The sequence below is a fragment of the Methylobacterium sp. E-066 genome, from assembly GCF_022829635.1.
In the GTDB taxonomy this organism is placed as follows: domain Bacteria; phylum Pseudomonadota; class Alphaproteobacteria; order Rhizobiales; family Beijerinckiaceae; genus Methylobacterium.
On sequence record NZ_JAKSYO010000086.1, the window covers coordinates 19880 to 29841 of the forward strand.

The following is a 9962-nucleotide window of genomic DNA, read 5'->3' on the forward strand; positions in this document are numbered from 1 at the left end:
ACTTAGCGAACAGCCATGCTTTGGTCCTGCCTGATCCTCATCGCCGAACAGGGGTTCGTGCCCGCGCAGTGGGAGCGCGCCTCCGTGCGGAAGGAGGCGGTCCACGAAGCGCTCTGGCTCGGTTTCGTAGGCATCATCATCAGCGTTGGGGCGCTTGCTTTCCTAACCGGAACGATCGAGATCGGTGGCATAACCCATTGCGCGAATTGGCACCGGAAGCGCGCCGCGGCGCAACTCGCCAACGGCCCGCTACCACGCCTGTCCCCTGAGCGGGACGGCAATCTGCTGCTTAAGCACCATGCTGCCGCTCCTGGTCGAACGGCTAGAATGTAAAACGTTGGCGAGTGCCAGTCCGTCCAATCTCGGCCTGGACCCACTGGCGCTACCGACAGACATCCCGATCCGGGACCCGTTTGAATGGTTCTATTGAGGGCCAGCTAACGACGCATTCGCTTCCTGGATTTCGGCCGCGTCGCGTACATGGCCTATCGCCGTGCGGAACGGCGCCAAGCCCCGCCAGCCCGCGATCTCGGGCGGCGTGGGGCAGCGTTCGTCATCGCATGGTCCTGATCCCTCCCGTGACCTTAGCGAGCATGCTGTATGTGCAACCTCTACAGCCTGACCCGCCCGCAATCAGAGATCGGCAAGGCGTTCAGCGTCGAGCGTGACGACACCGGCAACCTGCCGCCGCTGCCAGGTATCTTCCCCAACACCTCAGCACCTGTGATCCGCATGCGCGACGGCGCCCGTGCCCTGTCGATGATGCGCTGGGGCATGCCCTCCCCGGCCTTCGCGTTGAAGGGCAAGAAGGTTGATCCGGGTGTCACCAACGTGCGCAACACCGGTTCGCCGCACTGGCGCCGCTGGCTCTCGCCCGCGCATCGCTGCCTCGTGCCCTTCACGAGCTTCAGCGAGAACGAGAAGGCCCCGGACGGTTCGCACCCGCCCGTGTGGTTCGCGCTGACGGAGGAGCGGCCCCTCACCTGCTTTGCGGGCATCCTGGTCGAGGGCTGGCAGAGCGTGCGGAAAGTGAAGGACGGCGAGACGACCGACGATCTGTATGCCTTCCTGACCACCGAGCCGAACGCCGAGGTCGGGGCCGTGCACCCGAAGGCGATGCCGGTGATCCTCACGAAGCCGGAGGAGTGGGAGACGTGGCTGTCGGCGCCTTGGCCGGAGGCGAAGGATCTGCAGCGTCCCTTGGCCGATGATGCCCTTGTCGTCGTAGCCCGTGGCGCTCGCCGGGATGGGCGAACTGACGATATGGATTAGTGGCGCCACCCCGTGATGTAGGCGATGTCACCTCGGGCCACGTGGCCGTCGAAGGTCCGCCGGCTGATCCGCAGCAGATTGGCCGCCTCGTCGGCTGTGAGGAGATCGATTGCGGGCATAGGACCCTCCCAAAGCGGGCATCGTGAAAGCTGCTTCCAAGGGATGACTGCCGATGCAGCCACCTCACAACCGCCCTCACCGGACAGCCACGCTGATTCAGCAGGGCTGGAAGCCTTGAGCGCTCATTGACATCAACCTGCGGTAGTACGCAGGGAATACCTATGTTGAAAAAGCTCCCTCAAGGCGCGGCCACCTTTCGCGGTCGCGGATTGGCGTTCGTGCACGGCTCCAACATCGTGATGAAGGTCTGTCCAGAGTGCTCGCAATGGAACGCCCCAAGGGCGGCCGAAACAGGCGTATGCGGATGGTGCGCCTACGTCCCCCTCTGTGAAGACGTGGAGCCCGTCGTCGAGCTCGAAGTTGCGGCTTAGAACCAGCAGGGCTGGCGGCGAGCGCTAAACCAGCGCTTGAGGAGGCTGCGAGGGTTCGCAGAAAATCGGATTCCGACGCCGAGCGTTCGCTTCGCGACCGGACTCGACTAGGCTGCGTTTTCAACTGGAGGATGCTTTCTTGATTCGGGCCACCCTGCCGATCCTGCTCGTCCTTGTCGCGCCGCTGCTGTTCATCGCAAACCCGGGATCTGCCACCCCCGGCATGCTGAATGCCCGAGGCTGCCACGGTCATCCGAGGCATTGTCATCCGCGATCCGAATGGCGCACGAACCGCCGTGGCAGGCACTACGTCGCCGGCCATTTCTTCCGGGACTGAGAGGCGGCCCATGTCTGCGCTCGATCGCCTTCGAGCCCCGGCCGGCCTCCTCGCGCTTGCTCTGCTCGGCGCTGCACTGCTTGGAGCGCCGGGCGAGGCCTTCGCACGCGGCTCGTGCAAGCTCTTCGCGCCGGAGGAACCTGCGCCCGGCACCTACACAAACCGGGATGGTTGCGAGGTCCCGCGGCCCGAGCAGCCGAAAGGGTCGAGCTGCGCCAAGCCGCAGGACGCCACCGCCCGTTGCCGCGACGGGGACTGGAGCTTCAGCCAGCACCGATCGGGCACGTGCTCGCACCACGGCGGAGTGGGCTGCTGGATCTCCGCGGGCCGCGATTGCTGCTAGGGCTCGACGGCTCAGCCCTTGAGCTGCTTGTTGCACACCGAATAGTAGCCGCCGCCCTTCTGGATCCACTTCGCGTCGCCGAGCGTGCCGGCGGCCTTCGCCGCGTTGTAGCTGTCTAGGCAGGTATGCATCCGAGCCTTGCCTGCTGATTCCTTGGCATACTTCGGATCGATCGCTCGGGGGTAGGCGGCGGATCCCGGGACCGGCGCCGGCGCGGCCCTGGAAGCTGTCAGAGCAGGCGCTGGGTCGGGAGCTGCAGTCTTGGTGGCGCCCTGCGCTACCGGGTTCGGTACGGTGTTGGTAGCCGCATCCGGAGCCGCCCCACACTCTGCCTTGCGGAAGTCGTTCCACTTCTGCCCGTTGAGCGTCCCGGCCTGCTTGGCAGCCTGGTACTTCACCGAGCAGTCCTTGGTGGATAGGGCCGGAGCGGGCGTGGCGAAGCCGGCAGCCGCGAGGGAGAATAGAGAGGCGGACAGGACGGGACGGATCATGGCGGGCAGTCTCCAGCGCGCTACGTGGCGGCGTTGTCCGGTGAAGCTAACGCGGGTGCGACGCGCCGGAAAGGCGCTCGGCCTTGTGCTCCCGATCATCGCCGGCACGTTTGGCACGGCGCACGCGCAGCACCTCACCGGCGAGCGGTTCTATGAAATCTGTCATGACCAAGCGTCCACCGAATGGCAGGTCGCCGGGCAGCGGGTTTGCCCCAGTTTCATCCGAGGGCTCATCGACGGGGCTCGGCTACAGGTGATGCGGGATGCGGCTGGAGCGCCCGCGGGCCAAGCCCATAGGCCGATGATTTGCGATCCTCAGACCGCTTCGGCCCAGGATGCCATCACGCTGGTGCTGCAGTACCTCGAAGCCAGTCCCGAGACCCGACCACTCCCGGCAGCGGTCGTGGTGACCCAGGCGCTGGGCAAGGCCTGGCCTTGTGAACGGTGAGAAGCGAACCGATGGACTACGGCCTTTCCTGACGCTGACGGAAGCGGTCTGTCGACCTTCGCTGCCCCCTACGGCCGGGGCTCATGGACTGATCATCGGACGCCGGACCGCTACCGTCGGCAACGCTGCTCATGCTACCGGCAGCTCATGAAGCCGATCGCGATCTCCATCCTGACCGTCTGCGGCATCCCGGAGTTGGTCGAGCACGAGGCCCGGCAGGTCACGCACGTGCTCTCAATCCTCGATCCAGAGGAGCCCGAACCTGCCGCGCTCGTGCGCTTTGCCCCGCATTACCGAACGACCTTGCGATTCCACGACGCGATCGAGCCCGGGCCTGATGTGGTTTTACCGGAGGCCGCGCACGTTGCCGAGATTTTGTCGTTCGGGCGCGAACTCACGGCATCCGCATCCGGCCGCCAAGAGGGCCATCTCCTCGTCCACTGCCACGCGGGGATTTCGCGCTCGACCGCAGCTCTCACGATGCTGCTGGCCCAGGTCTACCCGGATCAGAGCGCGGATGCCCTGCTGTCGCGTGTGCTCGACATGCGCCCCAAGGCCTGGCCGAACCTCCGCATGATGGAGTTCGCCGACGAGCAGCTAGGCCGCGGTGGCGAACTCGTCCGAGCCGCCGGCCGGATCTATCGACATCAGGTCGAGACACGCAGCCACATCGCCGACTTCATGCGTCAGCATCGCCGAGGGCGTGAGGTTGATCTCGCGGAGCGGTCCTGACCAGAGGCTTGCCGGCCCGGCGCGGGTCTACCACGCGCTCCTCCCGGAATCCCCTCAGCCCCGCCGACAGTTGCCGTTCGGGACCTTTCTCTAGCGATTATGCTTGCGACAAACACAGCCCCCTCGGTCGGCGACTGGTCAGCTATATCTCAGATTGCGCCTAGTATACGGGAAGGTATCATCACCAAGTGACTTGACTGAGGCATACCCGTGAAAACTACACACTTCAATCTTACGGCGCAGGTGCCTGCTGTTCCTTCAGGAACGATATCCCCGCCAACACAGAGTTTCACCGTCCGTAGCCTTGATGCGTATGCAATTTCAAACGCGTTCGTCCAAGTGAACGGTATAAACAACTTGGTAGACGGCATAAACTCACAGATCGCTGGCGATACCCTAACATGCAATGATTTCAAATTACAACAACCAGATAACGTAGTATTGCAAATATACTATCACGGCATTAGAGATTATTCGGCGCTGTTTCCAACCGTAAAAAGCACCGAGCCTGCGAGGGCCATTCGCATGGGGGCGTTCTATCAAGAAGCCGAAAATTGCTTCGAGCAGGGCGCGTGGATCTCATTCATGCTCATGTCTGCGGCGATATTTGAGCATCTATTGTATTATAAGCTTGGGTCGCCCAACAATCCCACGGCCTTATCTGCTCTCAACACCCGCGCATTAAACCAGGGCGCAATCACTCAAAACGCACACAATATTATAAAAACAACAAATAATGCTCGCAATGTAATTCATTGCAACCGCATGGCAGATCCTGACATTACCAGGGCACAGGCTATGGATGCCAAGACAGTAATTGATGAGCTTATGAGAGCCTTTTGATCTGGATGGCGCTCTTGCCTGCTACATCACTGCCAGCAACGCCTGCTGTCCGTAGCTCCCCCGCCCCGTGAGCAGATCGGGCGGGGCCGAGCGGTGTGCTTAGCGGAGCGGCTTGGGACGCGAGACCTCGACGGCTTTGAGGGCCGCCTGGACCACGATCGCCGGGATGTCGCCCTTCTTTTCTTTCCGCGTCAGGTATTGCGGGTAGAAGTTCGGCAGGTAGACATTCCGCATCCACCGCCGGAACGCCCCCAGCGCTTCCTCTGGGTAGCACCACACCCACTGCGGGTTCGAGCGCGCCTGACGGAAATAGCCCGGGTAATTGTGCTCGTACTTCGTGCGGGGGCCGAGGTCGTGGTCGTGGCCTTTCAGCTCCCACTCCTTGCCCCACGCGATGCCCAAGCTGATGTCCGGCACGGTTTCGTCGTTCACCGTTGCGCCCTGCGTGATGAGCTGCGCGGTTAAGTCGGCCATCTCCTTGAAGATGCAGAAGTAGCCTTCGGGCACCTTGGTCAGCGTCAGGCTGATGCGGTCGTGAAACGGCTTCCAATGAGCCAGCGAGGCGCTCGGCTCAGCCGAATAGCTACCGGTTTTCCGAATTGACGGCAGAACATCGGAGGTGACCCAACGCTGGAAATCTTGCGCTCCGGCAGCGCGGCTACGAAAAACCGTGGCGTAAACGCCGGATTCATTGATGCAAATCAGCCTGTCAGTGCCTCCTGGGTCGCTGAGACCCCCCTCTCCCAAATCGGTAGAGGGGGTGTTTTCGATGTCCACGCGAGCCACGAGGCGATGATCGCGGTCATCGACATGGCGCAGGTGCTTCCAAAACGAGCCGTTATTCGGCTTCAATCCCACCGAGCGGCACACGTCGGCGAAAACGAACCATGGCACGCCGTCGATGGTGATAGACCGCAGCGTTTGGCGCTGAGAGCTTTCGAAGATCCGCAGAGCGTAGGGCACGAGTGTCTCCTGTGACACGAACGGGGAAAACGTTCGGCCGGAGGTGGACTCGTCCCGAAGACCGTGGCTTGATCTTCGTGCTGCGGACAGGTCCGGCCTTCGGCCGACCCTCCTCGAATGGCCGCCTCTGTTTCACATCAGGGGCGGTCGTTTCGTTTCGGGACGTCCAGTAGGCGCAGAGATCCGCTCCAAGTCGACCTGCAGCCTTGCCGAACCCGACGATATCCACCGGTCGTGCTCCGGGGGCCACCAAATCAGCTGTGCCCTGTGAACAACCAGCTATTTGCCGCTGCAAAGCCTGTGAATAACAATCTCCGCCCGCCGGAAGCGCGGGAACCGGCGGCGGTTGGCGTAGCCGACGTGGAGCCGTACTGAACGGCATGTCAGCCAGCCCCGCTCCCACCGACCTTCCGCCCGCCGTCGCCACCTGGCGCGACCAAATCGAACGTATCTCCGAGCGCGCCTCGCCCTGCCGCTACCTCACGCCGGCGCAGTGGGCGACGATGCGGGAATCGGCCATCGAATTCTGCGACCGGTTCGGCGCCGAAGCACTCTCGCTCGGCTGGACAGATCGCGAGCTGTTCGGGGTCCACCCCGAGCACGGCACGTTCCGGGTCGACTACTGCGGCGCGCTGATGATCGCCGGCAACCGGGTTCAGGGCGTCCACGCCGACCGCATCATGTTCGAGCGGACGGCCGCGCGGCGGGACAAGCCCGGCCAAGTCTGAGGGCCGCCGATCTGGGAGTTTGCAGCGAAGGGCGCCCGAAGCGCCTGATAGCGCTGGCGTTCTTCGACGCGATCCACAGCACTCCACCGGCAAGGTAACGACCCCGGCCGGCACCCGCTGAACTACGCCGCCCGATCTGGCATGTTCCGCCTTCGTTCCAGAACGGAGGGAAGCGGTGGCGGGGCTCCTGCGCGATATCCAGCCGGGTCGGGTCTACGTCGATTGCTCCTCCTGCAAGCGGTCCGGCCGGTACACCGTCGCCAGCCTGCGAGAGCGGTTTGGGCTCGATGTCTCGACGCTCGACGTGCTGCGCCACCTCATGGCGTCGTGCCGCTACCAGCGTGCCCCCGGATCCCCGCCGGCCCGGAAATACGAGCACCTGTGCTTGGCCGCGATCACGTTGCCGCCGCCGATACGGCCAGAGATTCCAGTCCCGCCAGGCGTCCCCTACACGGTCGAAGTCTGGACGGAGACGGGCAGCATCGAGGTTCGGCTCGCGGTGATCTACCCGATCGACATGGCGCGGGCGGCATTCGAGGTGGCGTGCCAGCTCTGGCCGAAGCACGAGGTCACTTTGCGGGATAGGTGCCGGATCGTGGAGAAGAGGGAGCGGCCAGAGGCCCCCACCAGAGCGGCGCCCGTCGCCAGCCTGCTTCCCTAATCGCGAGACCAGCTACCTTGAAGTGGGCAAATATCATGACCGCCAGTAAGAGGCGGTCGGGCAATTTAATTAGCGGCGCAAGGGTGTTTCTTCGGTCTGGCGCCCCCGCTCATTTTGGATTGGATCGCCGAAGCTCCTTTTCGGCAGCGCGGTGCTCGTAGGCTTCACGGGCCATCGCTCCCAGGTTCTTCTCCGGATCGGCGCCAGTCGCGGCTGCGGCCCTCGGCATGAGTTCTGGAAACAGGGCTGGGTGCCGCTGCAAGCGCCAGCGGTCGACCGCCTCCAGGCAGTACATGCCGGTATCTGGGTCCGGCCGCGGGAAGCCCCGGGTGAATAGCCGAACCTTGCACGCATCGAACTGCGCGATCGTCAGGTGCAGCCGTCGCGCGACCTTCTCGGCTGGAATGTCGGCCGGGTCCACGGAGAAGCGCACGTCCGGCGCGCGCGGGACGCTACGGGGCATCGGTTGAGGCAGCTTTCTGCAACTGCACCCTCGGCCCCTCGCCATTCTCCTGGATGAAGATGACGCCGACAGCGATCAGAATCGCCGAGATGGGGCTGCTGATCGCTTTGGCATCGCGGCGCTGGCCCATGGGTCCAGTGGGCATACTTAACCACCGCCCCGATTATTCATCTGAACGAGCCGGGTTAGGATTTCTTCAAAACTCGGATCTCGTTTGACGCCATCCACAACGGCGGCTGTTGCGATTAAATCGCGCTGAAGGTCGGGATCTAATAAGGGCCAAGCCAGGATCACGGCCGCTCCTAATTGGGCCAAGGCCACGTTATCTTGTTCGCCGTGCGTGTCGATGAGTGCACGATCTTGATCGGCCATGGGAGCCTCCTGTTTGTCGTCAAACATACGGCAGCGGGATTGGACGTGCGAACGTACGAGACTGAGCCGAGGAGGGTGCAGAACCAGGCTCAGATTTCAAACTGAGACACTGCTGGACTTCGAGTCGTCGCCGCTCTGCATAGCTAGTTCATCTACGATAGCCCTATCGATTGCCTCGATTTCGGCCTGCACCTTCTGGATACTCTCCTGCTGATCCACCGATCTGCGGCGATCCATCACCATTTCTTCGCGCAGCTTTCGCAGGGCTTCAACCGGACTCAGCATAAATTGCTCCTGTCAGGACGCGCCGCCTCGGCTCTTCGCCGTTCTTTTCGATGATGACGACACCGGTGGTTCCGCGGGCGGCCTGTCAGGGCCGCCCCATATTCCGCCAATCAGCCGCTGACTTTTGCGGCGGGTGTCACGAGCGGAGGCGTTTGCTGGTGCTGCACGACGCGCCAAACCTCGTGCTCCAAACGGCGGTACGTCGATGTGCAATGTGCCTCGTACGTTTCGCCGTCGCGGCTCGCCTCTGCATGATAGGCGATCACGATGAGCCCTTCCTGCGGACGGCTGATCCGCTTGTCCGAGATCTCGATCTCGGCCCACCGCGGTGTGGACGCGACCGCCTCGATCGCCTGGGTCCCGCTGAGGACGAACGGCGGCTGTGGCAGGACCATGAGGCATTCCTCGTCGACAAGCTCACGATAGTGCTCGGCGTCGCAGGTCCATAGGCTCTTCTCGAACGACCACACGCGATCATCGTCCACGGCGCTCTCCCCGGTTCTTCGAATTGTCGAGGAAAGCGGACCGCCGACACGTTCGTTCCGCCTGCGACCTGGCGCAGACTCGGTGGACACCGGGCCGAACCGGAATAGCGTGATCTCGCGCCGGCCGAACCTACGCGGCAAAGCTGGACGATGCCGATCGCCTCTTACCTCTCCCGTCGCGTGCTCGCCGCCGAGCTGATTATCAGCAAGCGGCGTTGACGAGCTCGTTCGCAGCGGTCTCGCGCTGCCCGGGGGATGACGTGATGCTTTTCGCCCGCAGGTAGCTGCAGCCCTCCTTCGCCAGGACGGCGGCAGTGATCGAATCCGGCTGGGAAGGGCCTGAGAAATGGTAACGGACTGATCGGGACTACCGTCCGGACCCATCAAAACCCAGGGCGGACCGATCTCGTGTAAGCTCTGCTTTGCCGCAAACCCAAGGTAGGCCACGATGGATGACGAGAAGGACCGGGTCGTTGACCCCAACGGACCGCCGCCTTGGATTCACCTGCTCACGCAGCAGCAACGCGACTGGCGGGCAAGGCAACACATGATGGGCCGCGATCCCGACTCATACATCCTGGAGCAGTTGGATGATGCCGGCGCTTGGCCGCCGAGAACCAAGCATCGCACCCGTCGCAAACCCCCGGCCCCCAGCCGCTCTTCTTGATGAAGATGACGCCGGCGGCTTCAAGTGCGGCTACCAGAGGCGCAGCAGGTAACCACCAGCCAGCACGACGACGGTGAGGGTTACGATCGAGAGGTAGAACCTCTTTGCCGCTTCGGTCCGAAGATTGGCACGGCGCTGATTAGTTCGAGGCCTGAAGGCAACGATCTTCGGATCCGACAGGTGCTGGGTCAGGCTGTCGGGCAGCCTACGCTTCGATCGTCCCATGCGTATGCTCACCTTCCTAGCACTACTTTGGCAGATTGAGGGAACGCTGGAGGTTTTTGCGGATTCGCCTGCCACGGCCATGAGCGTGGGTGCTCGCGATGTCAGGTGCTGGCGGATGGCGTGAGGATCTGAACCGGTGGCTGCAGCCGTTCCTTG

General features: G+C 63.1%; 16 protein-coding genes. 8 read left to right on the forward strand and 8 right to left on the reverse strand.

Annotated features, from left to right (window positions below; all coding sequences use genetic code 11):
- Positions 1-15 precede the first annotated feature (15 nt).
- Together MKL20_RS09535 and MKL20_RS09540 are read left to right on the forward strand one after the other, a co-directional pair.
- The gene (locus tag MKL20_RS09535; RefSeq protein WP_244036471.1) at positions 16-333 is read left to right on the forward strand and encodes a hypothetical protein; all 318 of its coding nucleotides are present in this window, start codon (positions 16-18) and stop codon (positions 331-333) included.
- Positions 334-600: 267 nt separating this feature from the next.
- A complete protein-coding gene (locus MKL20_RS09540; protein ID WP_244036472.1) occupies positions 601-1272 on the forward strand; it encodes an SOS response-associated peptidase in 672 nt (223 codons plus the stop codon).
- Here MKL20_RS09540 and MKL20_RS09545 read toward each other — a convergent pair.
- Positions 1269-1391 carry a helix-turn-helix domain-containing protein gene (locus MKL20_RS09545; RefSeq protein WP_244036473.1) on the reverse strand — a complete coding sequence of 41 codons (123 nt, stop codon included), beginning with the start codon at positions 1389-1391 and terminating at the stop codon, positions 1269-1271. The two genes, MKL20_RS09540 and MKL20_RS09545, sit on opposite strands and share 4 nt — an antisense overlap.
- A 719-nt stretch (positions 1392-2110) precedes the next feature.
- Here MKL20_RS09545 and MKL20_RS09555 point away from each other — a divergent pair.
- The gene (locus tag MKL20_RS09555) at positions 2111-2443 is read left to right on the forward strand and encodes a DUF3761 domain-containing protein (protein ID WP_244036475.1); all 333 of its coding nucleotides are present in this window, start codon (positions 2111-2113) and stop codon (positions 2441-2443) included.
- Positions 2444-2454: 11 nt separating this feature from the next.
- Here MKL20_RS09555 and MKL20_RS09560 read toward each other — a convergent pair whose 3' ends face one another.
- Positions 2455-2934 (reverse strand): hypothetical protein, encoded by a 480-nt coding sequence (locus MKL20_RS09560; RefSeq protein ID WP_244036476.1) that lies wholly within the window; start codon positions 2932-2934, stop codon positions 2455-2457.
- Between MKL20_RS09560 and MKL20_RS09565 the strand changes: the two genes are divergently transcribed.
- From MKL20_RS09565 to MKL20_RS09575, 3 genes are all read left to right on the forward strand, one after another.
- Positions 2933-3382, forward strand: coding sequence for a Rap1a/Tai family immunity protein (locus MKL20_RS09565; protein WP_244036477.1), 450 nt, complete (start codon positions 2933-2935; stop codon positions 3380-3382). The two genes, MKL20_RS09560 and MKL20_RS09565, sit on opposite strands and share 2 nt — an antisense overlap.
- A gap of 147 nt (positions 3383-3529) precedes the next feature.
- Complete coding sequence (locus MKL20_RS09570; protein WP_244036478.1) at positions 3530-4114, forward strand: tyrosine phosphatase family protein; 585 nt, start codon at positions 3530-3532, stop codon at positions 4112-4114.
- A gap of 210 nt (positions 4115-4324) precedes the next feature.
- Entirely contained in the window at positions 4325-4957 is a 633-nt protein-coding gene (locus MKL20_RS09575) for a hypothetical protein (protein WP_244036479.1), read from the forward strand.
- Positions 4958-5056: 99 nt separating this feature from the next.
- Here MKL20_RS09575 and MKL20_RS09580 read toward each other — a convergent pair whose 3' ends face one another.
- Positions 5057-5920: a Bro-N domain-containing protein gene (locus MKL20_RS09580; RefSeq protein ID WP_244036480.1), complete on the reverse strand. Its 864-nt coding sequence runs from the start codon at positions 5918-5920 to the stop codon at positions 5057-5059.
- Positions 5921-6300: 380 nt separating this feature from the next.
- Between MKL20_RS09580 and MKL20_RS09585 the strand changes: the two genes are divergently transcribed.
- Positions 6301-6648, forward strand: coding sequence for a hypothetical protein (locus MKL20_RS09585; RefSeq protein ID WP_244036481.1), 348 nt, complete (start codon positions 6301-6303; stop codon positions 6646-6648).
- A 175-nt stretch (positions 6649-6823) separates the two neighbouring features.
- The gene (locus MKL20_RS09590) at positions 6824-7309 is read left to right on the forward strand and encodes a hypothetical protein (RefSeq protein ID WP_244036482.1); all 486 of its coding nucleotides are present in this window, start codon (positions 6824-6826) and stop codon (positions 7307-7309) included.
- A 109-nt stretch (positions 7310-7418) separates the two neighbouring features.
- On the opposite strand, the gene MKL20_RS09595 is transcribed toward MKL20_RS09590, so the two are convergent.
- The 5 genes from MKL20_RS09595 to MKL20_RS09615 form a co-directional block, all read right to left on the reverse strand.
- The gene (locus MKL20_RS09595) at positions 7419-7730 is read right to left on the reverse strand and encodes a hypothetical protein (RefSeq protein WP_244036483.1); all 312 of its coding nucleotides are present in this window, start codon (positions 7728-7730) and stop codon (positions 7419-7421) included.
- Between the two features lie 189 nt (positions 7731-7919).
- On the reverse strand, positions 7920-8144 hold the full coding sequence (locus MKL20_RS09600) for a DUF3684 domain-containing protein (RefSeq protein WP_244036484.1): 225 nt from the start codon (positions 8142-8144) through the stop codon (positions 7920-7922).
- A 96-nt stretch (positions 8145-8240) separates the two neighbouring features.
- Complete coding sequence (locus MKL20_RS09605) at positions 8241-8429, reverse strand: hypothetical protein (protein ID WP_244036485.1); 189 nt, start codon at positions 8427-8429, stop codon at positions 8241-8243.
- A gap of 110 nt (positions 8430-8539) precedes the next feature.
- Entirely contained in the window at positions 8540-8914 is a 375-nt protein-coding gene (locus MKL20_RS33130) for a DUF4440 domain-containing protein (RefSeq protein ID WP_244036486.1), read from the reverse strand.
- Between the two features lie 697 nt (positions 8915-9611).
- On the reverse strand, positions 9612-9962 hold a 351-nt coding region (locus tag MKL20_RS09615), incomplete at its 5' end, for a hypothetical protein (protein WP_244036487.1).

Coding starts and splice junctions, on each gene's coding strand:
- MKL20_RS09535 (WP_244036471.1), top strand. CDS start 16: ATGCTTTGGTCCTGCCTGATCCTCATCGCCGAACAGGGGTTCGTGCCC.
- MKL20_RS09540 (WP_244036472.1), top strand. CDS start 601: ATGTGCAACCTCTACAGCCTGACCCGCCCGCAATCAGAGATCGGCAAG.
- MKL20_RS09545 (WP_244036473.1), bottom strand. CDS start 1,391: ATGCCCGCAATCGATCTCCTCACAGCCGACGAGGCGGCCAATCTGCTG.
- MKL20_RS09555 (WP_244036475.1), top strand. CDS start 2,111: ATGTCTGCGCTCGATCGCCTTCGAGCCCCGGCCGGCCTCCTCGCGCTT.
- MKL20_RS09565 (WP_244036477.1), top strand. CDS start 2,933: ATGGCGGGCAGTCTCCAGCGCGCTACGTGGCGGCGTTGTCCGGTGAAG.
- MKL20_RS09560 (WP_244036476.1), bottom strand. CDS start 2,934: ATGATCCGTCCCGTCCTGTCCGCCTCTCTATTCTCCCTCGCGGCTGCC.
- MKL20_RS09570 (WP_244036478.1), top strand. CDS start 3,530: ATGAAGCCGATCGCGATCTCCATCCTGACCGTCTGCGGCATCCCGGAG.
- MKL20_RS09585 (WP_244036481.1), top strand. CDS start 6,301: ATGTCAGCCAGCCCCGCTCCCACCGACCTTCCGCCCGCCGTCGCCACC.
- MKL20_RS09600 (WP_244036484.1), bottom strand. CDS start 8,144: ATGGCCGATCAAGATCGTGCACTCATCGACACGCACGGCGAACAAGAT.
- MKL20_RS09605 (WP_244036485.1), bottom strand. CDS start 8,429: ATGCTGAGTCCGGTTGAAGCCCTGCGAAAGCTGCGCGAAGAAATGGTG.